The sequence below is a fragment of the Rhizobium sp. L51/94 genome, from assembly GCF_019355555.1.
Classification (GTDB): domain Bacteria; phylum Pseudomonadota; class Alphaproteobacteria; order Rhizobiales; family Rhizobiaceae; genus Rhizobium; species Rhizobium rhododendri.
Genome location: NZ_CP072141.1, coordinates 3,589,556 through 3,606,096, shown reverse-complemented (window position 1 = coordinate 3,606,096; position 16,541 = coordinate 3,589,556). Strand labels below are relative to the sequence as shown.

Below are 16,541 nucleotides of genomic sequence, written 5' to 3'. Positions count from 1 at the left end.
GGTCGCCGACCGCTTGTTTTCAAATAATTAGGCAGTATGACAATTGTTCAATACTTGCCTGCCAAACCGACTTCGGCCAAACAGGCTCTCCACAGGTTTTGGAGCTTTTGATGACGAATGGTCCCTTTTTGATTGCCGGGGAACTGATCGAAGGCAGCCACCGGCTGCTGCAGCGTGTTTATTACGAGGATACGGATTTTTCAGGGCTGGTCTATCACGCCCGCTACCTGCATTTCCTCGAACGCGGCCGCACAGATTATCTGCGCTGCCTCGGCGTGGAGCAGCGTGAGCTAATTACCGCCGATGAGGAAGGTCTGGTGTTCGTCGTCCATCGCATGGAGATCGACTTCAAGGGACCGGCCCGCATGGACGATGTGCTTACTATTCAGACGGTGACCGAAAAGGCCGGTGGTGCCAAAATGGTGCTGACGCAGGAGATACGTCGTGACGGTGCGCTGCTGATCGCTGCAAGGGTGATCATTGCCGTCATCAATGCCAGCGGCCGTCCCCGCCGGTTGCCGGAAGCGCTGGCGGCTCAGCTGCTGCAGGCTTCAGGGTCGGTCGATGCATCAGGTGCGGTTGCCTGAAACGCGGGGCAGATGCCTGAAAACGTGTCTTGTTAAAACATGACTGGCGTGAGAAGGAATTTCCGCGGTGTGCGGGAAGTTCTCGTTCGCTGCTGCTTACGCCTTGTGTTTCTCTACAACGTGTATCCGCGTGCAAGAAAAATTACCGATCACGCGGACACTAACGATCTCTTAACCATAATAGTGTCTTAATATTATGGTCAGAGATTGTGCGGTGCACGCCTTCCTTTGACCAAATTTGACGGCAAGAAGGCAGATGTAGACTTGGAAGCCTGACGACGGCGTTCAGCGGCAGCTGCCAGACATTTCTTGTGCGATCATTTTTTTGCCGCCCGGTCCTGCACCGGGCGTTTGGATTCGGGGAATTTGGATCAAATGGAACAAGTTGGATTGGCTGCAGCGACAAGTGACGTGACGCTTCTGTCTCTCTTCATGGAGGCTGGCCTTGTCGTCAAGCTGGTGATGCTCGGACTGATAGCGGCATCCGTGTGGACCTGGGCAATCGTCATCGACAAATATCTGAGCTTCAGCCGTGCTCGCCGGCAGTTCGACCAGTTCGAGCAGGTATTCTGGTCCGGCCAGTCGCTGGAAGAGCTTTACCGGACGCTGTCCGAGCGCACCAATACCGGGCTCGCAGCGATTTTCGTCTCCGCCATGCGCGAGTGGAAAAAGTCCTTTGAGCGCGGCGCACGCTCGCCGATTGGCCTGCAGATGCGTATCGACCGCGCCATGGACGTGACGCTGGCGCGGGAATCGGAACATCTCGGTGCCCGTCTCGGTTCTTTGGCTACCATCGGTTCGGCTGGCCCGTTCATCGGCCTGTTCGGTACGGTCGTCGGTATCATGACCTCGTTCCAGGCTATTGCCGGATCGAAGTCCACCAATCTCGCGGTCGTTGCACCCGGTATTGCGGAAGCGCTGCTCGCGACAGCCATCGGCCTTGTCGCGGCTATCCCTGCGGTTATCGCCTACAACAAGTTTTCCGCAGATGCCGGCAAGTTGTCTGGCCGCATGGAAGGTTTTGCGGATGAGTTCTCCGCCATTCTTTCGCGCCAGATCGATGAGAAGCTGCAGCCCCGCGCGGCCGCGCAGTAACGACAGAACCGGAGTAAGCTTATGGGAATGTCAGGTGGAGGCGGTAGCGGTGGCGGCGGTGGTCGTCGCGGCAGCCGTCGTGGCGGTCATGGCCGCGGTGGACCTATATCGGAAATCAACGTGACGCCGCTGGTCGACGTCATGCTCGTGCTGTTGATCATCTTCATGGTCGCTGCACCGATGCTGACGGTCGGCGTGCCGATCGACCTGCCGGAAACGGCCGCCAAGGAAATGAATTCGGACACGCAGCCGATCACCGTGTCGGTCAATCCGGCCGGCGACATCTTCATGCAGGAATCGCCGATCGCGCTCGATGAGATCGTCCCGAAGCTACAGGCTATCGCCAAGACCGGCTACAACGAGCGGATCTATGTGCGCGGCGACAGTGCCGCCGGCTATGGCACCGTCATGAAGGTGATGGCGCGGATATCGTCTGCAGGCTTTAAGAACATCGGTCTGGTAACCCAGCAAGAAAAGACGAAGTAAACCCATTCAATGAAGGCCAGCATTGTCACATCGGCGGTTGTTCACGGCCTGGTCCTCGTCTGGGCGCTGGTGACTATTGGCGCTCCCAAATCCTTCGAGGTACAGCCTGACGAATCGACGCCGGTCGAGATCGTGACTGACGTGTCGATGACGCAGACCGGTGACAAGAAGGCCCCGCAGAAGGACAAGGCGGCGCCCAAGCCGACGACAAAGCAGACCGAAATTGCCAATGCGCAGAATGCCGGCGAGAACGATGTCGACCTGAAATCCGCGCCGAAGCCGGTTCCCAAACCTACCGAAAACCAGTCCACGGGTGCGCCGAAAAAAGTCGAGGCGCCGACGCCGAAGGTCGATCCGACCCCGAACGACGTGAAGTCCGTCGAAAAGGAAGAGACCGACGTCGCGCCGCCGCCGCCGACCCCGACGGAGGCTCCGAAGCCGCCGACGCCGACACCGGTGCCAACCCCCACACCGCCCCCAATCCCGACCCCGACTCCACCGCCGCCAACGCCCGTGCCGACGCAGGACAAGGCCGAACTGGCGCCCAGCGACCAGGCGACGCCCGACAACGTTCCCGTGCCGCAAATCAAGCCGCAGCCGCCGGCGCCGCCGAAGGTTGCCGAAAAGCCGGTTGAAAAGCCGCCGGAGAAGAAGCCGGAAACAAAGCCGGCCGAAAAGCCTGTGCAGACGGCGGACAAGTCGTCCGATACCGACAAGAAAAAGGACGACAAGAAGCGCGAGATGGCCAAGGCCGCGTCCTCCAAGGAAAGCGACTTCGACGCCGACGAGATCTCAGCGTTGTTGAACAAGCAGCAGGCCACCGGCGGCGGCGCCAAGCGCCAGCAGCAGCAGGCAGCCCTCGGTACCGACAAGCCCGCGAACGGCGCAAAGCTGAGCCAGAGCGAGATCGATGCCCTGCGCAGCCAGATCCAGAACAACTGGAATGTTCCGGCGGGCATGTCGGGCGTCGAGGGCATGGTGATCCGGGTACACATGAAGCTCGACGAATCCGGCACCATCGTCGGAATGCCGGACGTGCAGGTGACGGGCGGCTCCGAGTCGGCTCAACAGGCCCTGTCAGGCAGTGCCACCCGGGCGGTGATGATGTCCTCGCCCTTCAAGAACCTACCGCGCGACAAATACGACGCCTGGAACGAAGTTATCGTCAATTTCGACCCCAGTGACCTGGGACTATAAATGCTGAAAGGCTGTGTACACATGAAAATGCGTTCTCTCGTTCGTCTGATGCTGGTGATGGGTGGCCTGATGGCGACCTACATCTCGCCGGCCTACGCCTTGGTGGAAATCAACATCAACAAGGGCAATGTTCAGCCCCTGCCGATTGCCATCACCGATTTCATCTCGAACGGCGACCTCGGAGCCCAGATCTCCGGCGTTATCGCCGCCGACCTGAAGCGTTCGGGGCTTTTCGCGCCGATCGACAAAGCCGCGTTCATCGAGAAGATCACCAATCCTGATGCAGCGCCGCAGTTTGCGTCCTGGAAGTCGATCAATGCCCAGGCGCTGGTCACCGGCCGCGTGACGCAGCAGCCCGATGGTCGCCTGCGCGCCGAGTTCCGCCTCTGGGACTCGTTTGCCGGAACGCAGATGACCGGCCAGCAGTTCTACACCCAGCCGGAAAACTGGCGCCGCGTTGCCCACATCATCGCCGACGCGATCTACGAGAAGATCACCGGTGAAAAGGGCTATTTCGACACGCGCGTCGTGTTCGTGTCCGAAAGCGGACCAAAGACTGCCCGCAAGAACCAGCTGGCCATCATGGACCAGGACGGCTTCAACGCCCGTATGCTGACAGACGGCAGCGACCTCGTGCTGACGCCGCGCTTCTCGCCGAACAAGCAGGAAGTGACCTACATGTCGTTTGCCAACCAGCAGCCGCGGGTCTACCTGCTCAATATCGCCACCGGTCAGCGCGAGGTTGTCGGTAATTTTCCGGGCATGACCTTTGCGCCGCGCTTCTCGCCGGATGGCCAGCGCGTCGTGCTGTCGCTGCAGCAGGAAGGCAATGCCAACATCTATACGATGGACCTGCGCTCGCGCACGACGACCCGGCTGACCTCGACGGCTGCCATCGACACGTCGCCGTCCTATTCGCCGGATGGCACCCAGATCGCTTTTGAAAGCGACCGCGGCGGCAAGCAGCAGATCTACGTGATGAATGCAGATGGCTCCAACCAGCACCGCATTTCCTTCGGCGACGGCTCCTATTCGACGCCGGTCTGGTCGCCACGCGGCGACCTGATTGCCTACACGAAGCAGTCGGGCGGAACTTTCGGTATCGGCGTCATGAAGCCGGATGGTTCGGGCGACCGCCTGCTGACGTCCGGCTTCCACAATGAAGGCCCGACATGGGCACCGAATGGCCGTGTCATCATGTTCTTCCGCGAGCCGGCCGGATCGAGCGGCCCGCAACTCTACTCGATCGACCTGACCGGCTATAATGAGCAGAAGATCAAGACCCCGTCCTTCGCCTCGGACCCGGCCTGGTCGCCGCTGATGGAATAGTTCGTAAATACGCCTGCAACTTCCCGCCGCAAAAAGTTCTGTGACTTCATGCGGCGGGACGCTATAAGAAAAAATTAACCATAACCGTTGAAACAGCATTAACCGCGTGCGGTTACAGTCTGGCAACCGTGATAATGTCGTAAGGAGAGACCGGCCATGAGCCGTATTGACAATTCGGCCACAAGCCGCATGCAGAGCTTCGCCCGCAACCCGATGATGCTTGCCCTCTTCCTGGGCCTGTCCTTGGCGGGCTGCGCATCCAAGAAGAACCTGCCGAACAACGCAGGCGATCTTGGCCTCAACGGTGCCAATGGCGGCTCGGCAACCCCGGGTTCGGCTCAGGACTTCACCGTCAATGTCGGCGACCGCATCTTCTTCGACACCGATTCGACGTCGATCCGCGCCGATGCTGCCCAGACGCTCGATCGTCAGGCACAGTGGCTTGCCCGCTATCCGAACTACGCCATCACCGTCGAAGGCCATGCCGACGAACGCGGCACCCGCGAATACAACCTTGCTCTCGGTGCGCGCCGCGCCGCCTCGACGAAGGACTATCTGATTTCAAAGGGCGTGCCCGCACGTCGCATGAAGACGATTTCCTACGGCAAGGAACGTCCGGTCGCCGTTTGCGACGACATCTCGTGCTGGTCGCAGAACCGCCGCGCAGTTACCGTTCTCAACGGCGCCGGCTCCTGATATCTTCGATATCACTTGATTTTGAAGGCGGCCGAGAGGTCGCCTTCTTCGTTTTCAACGCGGGTTTGTATTTTCAACCACACTTTGGCCGAACTCCGTTGCTTTTTGACGGCAATTGTTAAAAATCCCCGGCTGGTGCCGTTGGGCACAAGAATCAAAAAGAGACGGGATCGAACCTATGAGAAAACTCGTCGTCGCAGGCATGGTTTGTCTGGTGGCCTTGTCCGGCACGGAACGTGAAGCTTATTCGATGAACCTGTTCGGCCTTCACCTCGGCGACCGCAGTTCGTCCGACCAGGTTCCGCCGGCGCCGCTCTCGCAGCAGCGCGAGCAGCCGCAGCAGCCGATCATGGTTCAGAGCGGCGACGCGGAAATCCGCCTCCAGCAGGCGGAAGACCAGATGCGGCAGCTGAACGGTCGCATCGAGGAAATGAGCTATCAGCTTCTGCAGATGCAGGAGACCATCCGCAAGGCGCAGGCCGACAACGAAATTCGCTTCCAGATGCTGGAAAAGAAGGGTGGCGCCACGGGTGTCGCACCGGCCGCGGGCGCGCCGATCAAGAAGAGCGAAGCGGATACATCAGGCGCAGGCCAGTCCGACGATGTCGCCAAGGTGATCGAGACACCCCAGGGTGCCGATGCCAACCGCGCTGCGGGCAGCACTCTCGCGCCACCGCCTGCACAGCTCGGCTCGATCCAGTTCGACCAGAACGGCCAGCCGGTCGGCGGCAATGTCAATACGGATGACGTTGGGTCTGGCCCGGCGCCTGCCGTCGGCGACAAGACTGCGTCGCTCGGCAACGAGGGCGATACCTACAAGGCTGCCTATGGCCATGTGCTGTCGGGTGATTACTCCATCGCCGAAAAAGAATTCCGCCAGTATCTCGGTACCTATCCGGAAAGCGCACGCTCGCCGGATGCCAATTTCTGGCTGGGCGAAGCCTTGTACTCGCAGGGCAAATACAACGATGCGGCGACGACTTTCGTCAATGCCTACAAAAAATACGGAACCTCCGAGAAGGCGCCGGAAATGTTGCTGAAGCTTGGCATGTCGCTCGCTGCCCTCGACAAGAAGGACACGGCCTGCGCGACGCTGCATGAAGTGACCAAGAAATATCCAAAGGCTTCCAAGCCCGTCGTGGCCAAGGTCGCCAGCGAAGAAAAACGTCTCGCCTGCTGAGCGGCAAGGTCATGGCCGGCGGTCCGGTCTCTTCACCCCAGGCCGCTGCAGCCCGCCTGCTGGCATCGCTTCGCCAGCCCTCGCACATCCTGGTCGCTATCTCTGGCGGCAGCGATTCGACCGGGTTGTTGATAGCTCTTGCCGATGCGATCCGTGCCAGCCACCCCTCGCACCGGCTTTCCGCTGCCACCGTCGATCACGACCTGCGCCCCGGTTCGACCGACGAGGCGAAATCCGTGGCCAATCTCTGCCTAAAACTGGGGATCGCCCACAGCACGCGTCGCTGGCTTGGTGAGAAGCCTGCGACCGGCATCATGGCCGCCGCGCGCGAGGCCCGTTACGACCTGCTGGCCGACGTTGCGGCCGAGGTCAGAGCCGACATGATCGTCACCGGCCATACGCTTGACGACCAGCAGGAGACGCTGGCGATGCGCACTGCGCGTGTGCGGGCAGGGCGGGTTTCTGCGACCGGTATTGCCGATGCGGTGCTGTTCGATCGGCGCATCTGGGTGGTACGCCCGTTTCTGTCCTGCCTGCGCAATGACATTCGGGCTTTTCTCACCGAACGAAATATCGGCTGGATCGACGACCCGAGCAATCTCGACCTTCACTACGAGCGCGTCCGTGTCCGGGCGGGTCTCGCCACCGGCAACCTCATGGCATCGGATGGCGGCGGGAGCGCTAAGGCCGATCTGTCATCGGCAGCGGCGCGCTGGGTGGAACAGTCTGTCGTGATAGAAGGCGGTTTGCTCTGCCGCATCTCTCCCGAGGGCATCGATGCTGCAGCGCCCGAGTTTGCCTACGGGCTCTCCTGCCTTGCAGCCATCTTCGGCGGCCAGCCTTATGGACTTGGGCAGGAAAGGATGGAGCGTATCCTTGGGTTTATCGGCACCGGCGAGCCCGGTCGGCGAACGGCGGGCGGAGTGGTCTTCGACCTCAGGCGCAACGGTCTCTTCCTCATGCGCGAAAGCCGCAACATCGACGCTCTGCATCTTGCCCCGGGAGCGAGGGGCATCTGGGATGGCCGTTTCGAGGTTTTCAATGACGGCCATGGCGGGGTGCAAATTGTCGCAGCCGGCGCAACTTCGCGGATGGCTTTCGCTGCGAGCACCCCAAAAGGTGCGGCGATGCGCGCAGCGGCGTCGGCGCCAACAATCCGTTTCGACGATGAAGACCCGCGTTACGAGCACTCTCCGGTCCGTTTTGCACCGCATCTGGCGCCATTCGACCGCTTTTTGACACGATTCGATCTCACTCTCGCGGATCGGCTGGCGAATGCTTTCGGTCGGTCAGCCTATGTGTCACCTCCGTTTTAAGAGTTATTGACGGAAATCGCATGTGGTTGCGCTGACTGCCTTGGCAAGGGCCCGGCGTAACCCTATGTTAGCAGCCAAGTAATGCAGTCGCCAAAAGGCCGGGCTGTTTCAGTCCCTGGGGAGTTCAATGAACCCTAATTTTCGTAATTTCGCTCTCTGGGCGATTATCGCTTTGTTGCTGATCGCTTTGTTCAGCATGTTCCAGACCTCGCCCTCGCAGACGAGTTCGCGGGATATCCCGTATTCGCAGTTCCTTCGCGAAGTTGATTCCGGTCGCGTCCGCGATGCCGTGATCACCGGCAACCGTGTCGTCGGCACTTATGTGGAGAATGGCGCTGCCTTCCAGACCTACTCTCCGGTCATAGACAGCGGCCTGCTCGACAAGCTGCAGGCGAAGAACGTCGTCGTCTCGGCTCGTCCGGAATCGGATGGCTCGTCTAGCTTCCTCAGCTATCTCGGCACGCTGTTGCCGATGCTGCTGATCCTTGGTGTCTGGCTGTTCTTCATGCGCCAGATGCAGGGCGGGTCGCGCGGCGCCATGGGTTTCGGCAAGTCGAAGGCAAAGCTTCTGACAGAGGCGCATGGTCGCGTCACGTTCGAGGATGTCGCCGGCGTCGACGAAGCCAAGCAGGATCTCGAGGAAATCGTCGAATTCCTGCGCGATCCGCAGAAATTCCAGCGCCTCGGCGGTCGTATTCCACGCGGCGTGCTGCTGGTTGGCCCTCCCGGTACCGGTAAGACGCTTCTGGCCCGTGCCATCGCCGGTGAAGCCAATGTGCCGTTCTTTACGATCTCGGGCTCCGACTTCGTCGAAATGTTCGTCGGCGTCGGCGCAAGCCGCGTGCGCGACATGTTCGAACAGGCGAAGAAGAACGCGCCTTGCATCATCTTCATCGACGAAATCGACGCCGTCGGTCGCCATCGTGGCGCCGGTCTCGGCGGCGGTAACGACGAACGCGAACAGACGCTGAACCAGCTGCTGGTCGAGATGGACGGCTTTGAAGCCAATGAAGGCATCATCCTCATCGCCGCTACCAACCGTCCCGACGTTCTCGATCCGGCACTTCTGCGTCCGGGCCGCTTCGACCGCCAGGTCGTCGTACCGAACCCGGACATCATCGGCCGCGAGCGTATCCTCAAGGTGCACGCACGCAACGTGCCGCTGGCACCGAATGTCGACCTCAAGGTTCTCGCTCGCGGTACTCCGGGCTTCTCGGGCGCCGATCTGATGAACCTCGTCAACGAGGCGGCGTTGATGGCGGCACGGCGCAACAAGCGCATGGTCACCATGGCTGAATTCGAAGACGCCAAGGACAAGATCATGATGGGTGCCGAGCGTCGCTCGTCGGCCATGACCGAGGCAGAAAAGAAGCTGACCGCCTACCACGAAGCGGGCCATGCGATGACGGCGCTCTATGTTGCTGTCGCAGATCCGCTCCACAAGGCGACGATCATTCCGCGCGGCCGTGCGCTCGGTATGGTCATGCAGCTGCCGGAAGGCGACCGCTACTCAATGAGCTACACGTGGATGATTTCGCGTCTGTGCATCATGATGGGCGGCCGCGTCGCGGAAGAACTCACCTTCGGCAAGGAAAACATCACCTCCGGTGCATCCTCGGATATCGAGCAAGCCACCAAGCTTGCCCGCGCCATGGTGACGCAGTGGGGCTTCTCCGACCAGCTCGGCCAGGTTGCCTATGGCGAAAACCAGCAGGAGGTCTTCCTTGGGCACTCCGTGTCGCAGTCGAAGAACGTTTCCGAAGCGACGGCACAGAAGATCGACAACGAAGTCCGTCGCCTGATCGACGAAGCCTACACGCAGGCCCGTACTATCCTGACCGAACAGCACGACGCATTCATCATCGTGGCCGAAGGGCTGCTGGAATACGAGACGCTGAGCGGCGAGGAGATCAAGGCGCTGATCCGTGGCGAAAAGCCGGCGCGCGATATGGGCGACGATACGCCGCCAAGCCGTGGCTCCGCCGTGCCGAAGACTGGCACGAAGAAGGACGGTTCCATTGGTGCCAAGGGCGACGAAGCCGAAGGCGGTCTCGAGCCGCAGCCGCGCTGATCTCAAAATAGCGTTCATAACATCAGGCCGGTTCCCGTCATGCGGGAGCCGGCCTTTTTCGTCGGTCACGACATGTGATAGTTCTTTGCGTTAATTGACGTGATGAAGACGGCGATCTGTGGCATGAGCGTCGCATTCGATGACCCGGACATCAACCAAGTCGGGACGCGCCTCCGTGGGGGAGGCGCTTAAATTTGCGGGAGACACTATGAAGCGTCGCTATTTCGGCACGGACGGAATCCGTGGGCAGTCCAACGTCTTCCCCATGACGCCCGATCTTGCCATGCGGGTCGGCATCGCAGTCGGCACGATCTTCCGCCGTGGCAATCATCGCCATCGCGTCGTGATCGGCAAGGATACGCGGCTGTCCGGCTACATGCTCGAGAACGCGCTCGTGGCAGGCTTCACGGCTGCCGGTATCGATGCCTTCGTTCTCGGCCCCATCCCGACGCCTGCCGTCGCCATGCTGACCCGCTCGCTGCGTGCCGATATCGGCGTGATGATCTCCGCCTCCCACAATCCCTACAAGGACAACGGCATCAAGCTGTTCGGCCCCGATGGCTACAAGCTCTCCGACGATATCGAAATGCAGATCGAGGACCTGCTCGACCAGGACCTGAGCCTTCAGCTGGCGAAATCGGACGACATCGGCCGCGCCAAGCGCATCGACGGCGTCCATGACCGCTACATCGAGAACGCCAAGCGCACCCTGCCGCGCGACGTGACGCTGCAGGGCCTGCGCATCGCCATCGATTGCGCCAACGGTGCCGCCTACAAGGTAGCGCCGGCCGTGCTCTGGGAGCTTGGCGCCGAGGTCGTGACGATCGGCAACGAGCCCGATGGCATCAATATCAACCTCAATTGCGGATCCACCAGCCCGATGGCGCTGCAGAAGAAGGTGGACGAGGTGCGTGCCGATATCGGCATTGCCCTCGATGGCGATGCCGACCGCGTCATCATCGTCGACGAGAACGGTTCGGTCATCGACGGCGACCAGCTGATGGCTGTCATTGCCGAGAGCTGGGCCGATACCCAGCGCCTGCGCGGCAAAGGCATCGTCGCCACCGTCATGTCCAACCTCGGGCTCGAGCGCTTCCTTGGCGACAAGGGTCTTGAGCTGGCCCGCACGCAGGTCGGCGACCGCTATGTCGTCGAGCACATGCGCCAGCACGACTTCAACGTCGGCGGCGAGCAGTCGGGCCATATCGTGCTGTCGGATTATGGCACGACGGGCGATGGCCTGGTCGCGGCTCTGCAGATCCTTGCCTGTGCCAAGCGTTCCGGCAAGCCGGTCAGCGAAGTCTGCCGCCGCTTCGAACCTGTGCCGCAGCTGCTGCGCAACGTGCGCATCACCGGCGGCCGGCCGTTGGAAAATATCGAGGTCAAGCAGGCGATTGCCGATGCGGAGAGCGAGCTTTCCCGCAACGGTCGCCTCGTCATCCGCCCGTCAGGAACCGAACCGCTGATCCGGGTGATGGCCGAGGGCGACGACCGCGTTCAGGTCGAGCGCATCGTCAACGACCTGATCGGCGTGATTTCGAACGTTCGGACTGCCGCTTGACGTTTCAGACCAAGGTCCCGCCGAGTTCTCCCGGCGGGACCTTTTTTCATTATATCGGCTTTGAGGTCTCGATACCCTGAGTGGCGCTATCCGATGGCATATCTTCCCGGGTCATACGGGAGACGTTGATCGATGACGAGATCAACGGCTTCGCGAGACGCTTGCCCGCTTTCCGTTGAAAGCCGAAGACGTTTTGCAGCAGGCCTTTGGTGTAGAGGCCCGGGCCGCTCGAATAGATGCGCCAGCCGCCATCGACGGCAATGGAGCCCGCCTTCACCTCATCCCATTCGCGCGCTGCGCTGTAGCGGTCATGGAATGCGGCATCGCTGCTGCTGAAATAGGTGTTACGCTGGCGCAGGGATGCGTGCGCAAGACGGTCGGTGACGGCAATCGGGTTGGCGAGCGCCAGAGCCAGCCAGAGACCATCGGCATCTTCGTCGAGCACCAGGGTCTCGCAGTAGCGCAGATGGGCGTGCACATACATCAGGCCGATCTCACGTCCGAAGAAGGACGACGATTCGGCGCGGCGGAAGAGCGTCTCGGGACCCCCAGAATAGGTGGCGGGTTTTTCCATCAGGCGGGTGCCGTCCGGAAACAGCAGGTGGTCGCGGATGAGAGCCTTGTGATCGTGGCGCTGGTCTGCGGTGAACAGGCCGCCGAGCATCGGCTGGGTCATGGAGATCAGCGAATAATGCAGGCCGGTGCGCTGGTCTTCCGGATGCAGCAGTAGCTCGACACCGTCGTGGGCGGGATCGAAGATGGCATAGCCCGCGACGATGCCATCGCGGATCAGCAGCCGGTTGAAATCGCTGCGCATCGCCGCTGCGCTGGTCCTCAGCCGCCTTGCCTCGGCGATCTTGCCGATGCTTTCCATGATCGCGCCGTAGCGGACGATCTGCTCGTAGAGAAGGGCCACGGTCCAGCTGCTGACCATCCAGTCGCGCAGGTGCGGATCGGCCGGCTGAAGCGAATCGTTCCAGTCGCCTTCGCCATAGCGGATCAGGCTGGTGCCGGGGATGAAGCGGGTGCGGATTGTCGCCAGCAGTTTTTCGACATGGTCGGCGATCGATGCCTTCTCCGGCGTCCGCTCCATGCTGCCATCATCGCGCCAGGCCGTGGTCTCGTTAAGGAACCCGAGGTCGCCGGTGGCCTCGATATAGTCGCAGAGCGCCTTCAGCGGCCAGACGACGATATCGCCATGGGCTTCGCTCGAGCGGATATTGGCGTAGGGCTCGAACATGAACCATTGCGGCCAGTCGCCCCGGTCGCGGAACTGTTCGCCGAAGATGATCTTCAGGACCTGCTTGGCTTCCGCATCGTGCTCGTAGGAGAGCAGGAATTCGATCGGCCCCTGGCAGGCATCGCGCGTACCCCAGGCGGCGCCGGTATACTGCTCCAGCCCGTGCGGCACGCTAATATGGACGATGGCATCATGGGCCATCCAGGGCAGGATCGCCGCATGGGCTGCTAGATCCGGGCCGGTGCCGGTGATTTCGAGGCCGCGTGTCGCGTGTTTCCAGAAGCGGTCTGCGGGGTCGAGCATGGCGGCTTTGGAGACGCCAGCCTTGTATCGGCTGGCAAGGCGCTCGGCCTCGGTGGCATCGACCATCGACCCAACGACGGCGAAGGTCAGCGATTGCGTCGCATGCGATCTGAGGGCGATGAAAGGTCCGTTCCGCGCGACACCGTCGATATAGAGCAATTCATCTCCGCCGACGACATCGACGGCGTCTTTCGTCGATGACACCAGCCGGTAGCTGGCATCGGGATAGCGCTGCCCCCAGAGCCAGTTCGGATCCGGCTGCAGGGTGACCTGCTTTGCTTCGGCATCGAGGGTGATCCGCCCGCTCGTCTCGTATTCGCGCTCGCCGAGCGTCACCTGGCCGTAGGCAAGGAAGCGGCAGGCCGGGCCTTCGACGGCGATGGTCCACTGCATGGCGGGATCGTCGCCGGCAGCAACTGCCGAGACAGTGATGGTGCGGTCGGCCAGCCGGTAGATCCAGCGGCAGTCGCTGAGGCCCATGTCGAATGCCGAGGGGACGCCGAGCAGCTGCCAGCCGGAGCCGGTATCGACCATGATCCGCAACCCGCTGTTGCGGGTGAGATTGTAGGGATCGCGCGAGACGGAAAACAGCTTGTGGAAGGAGGTGTTGCCGATGGTCAGCTGGGCGGCAAAGATGCCCTGCATCCAGCATGTTGCCGCCAGCGTGTTGTCGTCCGGCAGCATGCTCTGTCCGCTGCGCAGGATAGCACCATGGCGACGCGCGACACGGAGCTCCTTTTCGAGCAAAACCACGTGGCGGTTCCGAAAACCGCCGGGCACGAAGAACGATAGCAGCTTGCCGTCCACACGTTCCTCCAGCTCACGGTTTGGGTAGAGATTGGCAACGGCTGCGTCGTCGAGGGCCGCCGCCGCCAGCAGCAGCGCATCCTGCACCAGGCTGCGCACGGGTGGCGCCTCAATGAGCGGACCGGTGGTGGCGGTTGGCAGATCCGCCAGCGGTGCCAGGAGTGCGAGATCGGCATCGCTCGATGCCTCCGGATGATCGGCGACAAACAGGCCGAAGAACGTCGCGCTGCCGGAGGCTGAGGGCGCAAGCGACATCGGTGGCGACTGGAGCGCCGGGCAGGCGACCTCGTGCTGGCGCCGTTCGCTCGGCAGGGCCACCCCGAAGGCGGGCACGAGCTGTCCGTCCGGCCTGCGGGTATCGACGAGCTGGATCGCATCGGTGGCAAAGGCCGCGGCTCCTTCGAGGCAACCCTGTGCCAGCCACGGTATGTGGCCGCCGCCCTGCTTGAGGTTCTGGCGGTTCATGATCACCGGGCCGAAGCGCTCATGCGTCGCGACGTGGTGGTCGATATATTGCGAGGCGTAGGCTTCGCTATTCATCAGAAACCCGCGGTCGCCGAGCCCGATATCCTGGACCAGCACGACGTCGGCATCGACGGGTTCAGAGCGGGTGTTTTCCAGCGAGACGCGCCAAAGCCAGATCGGCTCGGCTGGGTGCAACTCGAGGCGGACGCGGTGACGGATGCCGCCGGTTTCGCCGGTCCATGAGAATGCGCTGTCGCTGCTGGCGAAGCGAACCTTTGCGCGCGGGCCGACGATCTCGGCCAACACCGGATCGGGGCCGCCGGTTCTCAAATAAAGCCGGCCGATGCCGCCATAGATAGGTGAGCCCAGCACCTGATTGATCATCACCTGCACGCCTGCGGCGTCGCGATGCTCGATGGCAAACAGTGCGCCACTGGCAAGCGCCGATACCGAGAGGCCGGCCGGATTGCCGATCGTCGTAAGGCCAAGATCTTCGCGACGGGATGTCTGGAAACTACGGTCGAGGTCGGATGCCATGATGTCTCTCGCTGATTGCGGCCTGCGGGGACTACATCACAAGCCGCAGAGAAAGCGCAGTAAAATCTGCGGCAAAACGGGATGAGCGGGATAGTGGGTTCGGGGAAACGGCGGAGGTTGTCTTTTATCTGCCGCCGGAGCGCGGTTCGACGACTTGCGGCCGTTAATTTACTCTTCTAATTGTATCGACGATGAGCACATCGCATCCAATGACGCCAATCAGCGTGAAGGCAATAGGCCTGGTCTGGCACCAAGGGCGCCTTCTTGCAGCCGAGGTTTCAGACGGCCAAGGTCGCGTTGCAGGCGTTCGTCCGCTGGGTGGTAGTATCGAGTTCGGCGAACTTTCCGAAGTCGCACTGAAGCGTGAGTTCCTGGAAGAACTGGGTGTCGAGATCGAAATTGTCGGTGGACCGCAGGTTTTTGAAAACCTCTACACGTTTGGCGGCGTGCCCGGTCATGAAGTGATTTTCGTCTTCGAGGTCAAATTCCCTCTCAAAGAATCCATGACAGGCGATCACATCGTCTTTCACGAAAGCGACGGCACCCCCAACGTCGCGCGCTGGTACCACCCTGACGATCTCGATCGCGATGGCTACCCTGAACTCTATCCCAAGGGGCTGAAGAGCGCGCTGGCCAAATTGAAGTTGGCAGATCCGAACTAAGGGGATGACCCGATAAACACTATTTCCCTTAGCTCCGAATGCCGACCTCCCGTCCGATTTGACATCCCCCAGCGTGAGACCACCAGTGCCACCTCTGGCGATGATAGTCGTGGATCAAGCCAGGAGGAATTCCACAAGAGCATTCTGAGCGTGAAGCAAAAATGCTTTTGCGGCGGCTCTCCTTACCTGCCGGATCCTGCCAGTTTCGACCAGGCGGGATCGCCGGTAGGGTCGGTGGACCAGAATTTAATATCGGCGAAGTCGATGGATTGGATGAGATCGGGCAGGGTGTCCCTGTAGATGCCGAAGCGTGGCTGGACGTCGATGTACGGGTGCCCGTCTTCGTCGCGCATGCCGTGATCGAGATAGCCGAGGCGTCCGGTGTAGGAAATTGCGCAGGCGCGTCCGTTGAGGGCGACTTGCAAGGCGCTTGCGCCTTCCTGCAGGCTTGGCTTCAGCATGACGTTGACATCGTTCCATTCGCCTATCTCTAGGGGCCAGGGTCCGCAGACGATCTGGGACGTACCGGCATTGCAGTCCGATGTTCCCCTCACCTTTGCAACGAAATCTGCGCCGGTCTTGGAGGGGATCGCCTCGATCTTGAACAGCGGGTTGGCTGACTGGCAGGAACCGAGAGGCTTCGTCTCTTCTGTCGGGATATTCTGCTTTACCTGATGGATGACGGTGCGATTGCCAATCCCTGACCATGGCGCGTCGAGCCTGAAGGTGAAGTGATACCAGGTCGGCTTGTCGAACTTGATGACCTGCTTCCTGATCTGGATTTCGACGCGCTCTATCGGTGCGTCACCGACGCTCTGGTCAGGCGCGTCGCCGGGATGCACCGTGATATGCAAGAAGGGCCGCGCAGGCGACGAGAGGTCGCAGACAATACGCGATCTCCATGCATTGGGGTCGAGTTTGCCGCTGATCTTCCAGAGCTTCGGTGGATGGGCGCTATCAGCGACACACAGGTCCTAAAATCCCGCCGAGAGCGGTGCTGCTACATCCT

General features: G+C 61.2%; 13 protein-coding genes. 11 read left to right on the top strand and 2 right to left on the bottom strand.

All coding sequences use genetic code 11. From position 1 onward, the window contains the following. Window positions 1-110: 110 nt before the first annotated feature. From ybgC to glmM, 10 genes are all read left to right on the top strand, one after another. On the top strand, window positions 111-587 hold the full coding sequence (gene ybgC / locus J5274_RS17505) for a tol-pal system-associated acyl-CoA thioesterase (protein ID WP_142830699.1): 477 nt from the start codon (window positions 111-113) through the stop codon (window positions 585-587). A 375-nt stretch (window positions 588-962) separates the two neighbouring features. Continuing rightward, window positions 963-1,682 (top strand): protein TolQ, encoded by a 720-nt coding sequence (gene tolQ / locus J5274_RS17500; protein ID WP_111222411.1) that lies wholly within the window; start codon window positions 963-965, stop codon window positions 1,680-1,682. A 21-nt stretch (window positions 1,683-1,703) separates the two neighbouring features. Further along, on the top strand, window positions 1,704-2,168 hold the full coding sequence (gene tolR / locus J5274_RS17495) for a protein TolR (protein ID WP_142830701.1): 465 nt from the start codon (window positions 1,704-1,706) through the stop codon (window positions 2,166-2,168). 9 nt (window positions 2,169-2,177) lie between these two features. Next, the gene (locus tag J5274_RS17490) at window positions 2,178-3,365 is read left to right on the top strand and encodes a hypothetical protein (RefSeq protein ID WP_142830703.1); all 1,188 of its coding nucleotides are present in this window, start codon (window positions 2,178-2,180) and stop codon (window positions 3,363-3,365) included. Between the two features lie 21 nt (window positions 3,366-3,386). After that, window positions 3,387-4,694, top strand: a complete 1,308-nt coding sequence (gene tolB, locus J5274_RS17485; protein WP_142830705.1) for a Tol-Pal system beta propeller repeat protein TolB — start codon at window positions 3,387-3,389, stop codon at window positions 4,692-4,694. 156 nt (window positions 4,695-4,850) lie between these two features. Next, entirely contained in the window at window positions 4,851-5,390 is a 540-nt protein-coding gene (pal, locus tag J5274_RS17480; protein WP_142830707.1) for a peptidoglycan-associated lipoprotein Pal, read from the top strand. A gap of 178 nt (window positions 5,391-5,568) precedes the next feature. Next, a complete protein-coding gene (ybgF, locus tag J5274_RS17475) occupies window positions 5,569-6,570 on the top strand; it encodes a tol-pal system protein YbgF (RefSeq protein WP_142830709.1) in 1,002 nt (333 codons plus the stop codon). 11 nt (window positions 6,571-6,581) lie between these two features. Then, window positions 6,582-7,886, top strand: a complete 1,305-nt coding sequence (gene tilS / locus J5274_RS17470) for a tRNA lysidine(34) synthetase TilS (RefSeq protein ID WP_142830711.1) — start codon at window positions 6,582-6,584, stop codon at window positions 7,884-7,886. A gap of 127 nt (window positions 7,887-8,013) precedes the next feature. Further along, window positions 8,014-9,957, top strand: coding sequence for an ATP-dependent zinc metalloprotease FtsH (ftsH, locus tag J5274_RS17465; RefSeq protein WP_142830713.1), 1,944 nt, complete (start codon window positions 8,014-8,016; stop codon window positions 9,955-9,957). Between the two features lie 208 nt (window positions 9,958-10,165). Continuing rightward, complete coding sequence (glmM, locus tag J5274_RS17460; protein WP_111222419.1) at window positions 10,166-11,518, top strand: phosphoglucosamine mutase; 1,353 nt, start codon at window positions 10,166-10,168, stop codon at window positions 11,516-11,518. Window positions 11,519-11,567: 49 nt separating this feature from the next. On the opposite strand, the gene J5274_RS17455 is transcribed toward glmM, so the two are convergent. Continuing rightward, window positions 11,568-14,870, bottom strand: a complete 3,303-nt coding sequence (locus J5274_RS17455) for a cellobiose phosphorylase (protein ID WP_224127961.1) — start codon at window positions 14,868-14,870, stop codon at window positions 11,568-11,570. A 209-nt stretch (window positions 14,871-15,079) separates the two neighbouring features. Between J5274_RS17455 and J5274_RS17450 the strand changes: the two genes are divergently transcribed. After that, window positions 15,080-15,532, top strand: coding sequence for an NUDIX hydrolase (locus J5274_RS17450; RefSeq protein ID WP_224127963.1), 453 nt, complete (start codon window positions 15,080-15,082; stop codon window positions 15,530-15,532). Window positions 15,533-15,714: 182 nt separating this feature from the next. Here the strand turns inward: J5274_RS17450 and J5274_RS17445 are convergent, their stop codons facing one another. Beyond that, window positions 15,715-16,461 carry a heparin lyase I family protein gene (locus tag J5274_RS17445; protein ID WP_224127979.1) on the bottom strand — a complete coding sequence of 249 codons (747 nt, stop codon included), beginning with the start codon at window positions 16,459-16,461 and terminating at the stop codon, window positions 15,715-15,717. Window positions 16,462-16,541 lie beyond the last annotated feature (80 nt).

Coding starts and splice junctions, on each gene's coding strand:
- ybgC (WP_142830699.1), top strand. CDS start 111: ATGACGAATGGTCCCTTTTTGATTGCCGGGGAACTGATCGAAGGCAGC.
- tolQ (WP_111222411.1), top strand. CDS start 963: ATGGAACAAGTTGGATTGGCTGCAGCGACAAGTGACGTGACGCTTCTG.
- tolR (WP_142830701.1), top strand. CDS start 1,704: ATGGGAATGTCAGGTGGAGGCGGTAGCGGTGGCGGCGGTGGTCGTCGC.
- J5274_RS17490 (WP_142830703.1), top strand. CDS start 2,178: ATGAAGGCCAGCATTGTCACATCGGCGGTTGTTCACGGCCTGGTCCTC.
- tolB (WP_142830705.1), top strand. CDS start 3,387: ATGAAAATGCGTTCTCTCGTTCGTCTGATGCTGGTGATGGGTGGCCTG.
- pal (WP_142830707.1), top strand. CDS start 4,851: ATGAGCCGTATTGACAATTCGGCCACAAGCCGCATGCAGAGCTTCGCC.
- ybgF (WP_142830709.1), top strand. CDS start 5,569: ATGAGAAAACTCGTCGTCGCAGGCATGGTTTGTCTGGTGGCCTTGTCC.
- tilS (WP_142830711.1), top strand. CDS start 6,582: ATGGCCGGCGGTCCGGTCTCTTCACCCCAGGCCGCTGCAGCCCGCCTG.
- ftsH (WP_142830713.1), top strand. CDS start 8,014: ATGAACCCTAATTTTCGTAATTTCGCTCTCTGGGCGATTATCGCTTTG.
- glmM (WP_111222419.1), top strand. CDS start 10,166: ATGAAGCGTCGCTATTTCGGCACGGACGGAATCCGTGGGCAGTCCAAC.
- J5274_RS17455 (WP_224127961.1), bottom strand. CDS start 14,870: ATGGCATCCGACCTCGACCGTAGTTTCCAGACATCCCGTCGCGAAGAT.
- J5274_RS17450 (WP_224127963.1), top strand. CDS start 15,080: ATGACGCCAATCAGCGTGAAGGCAATAGGCCTGGTCTGGCACCAAGGG.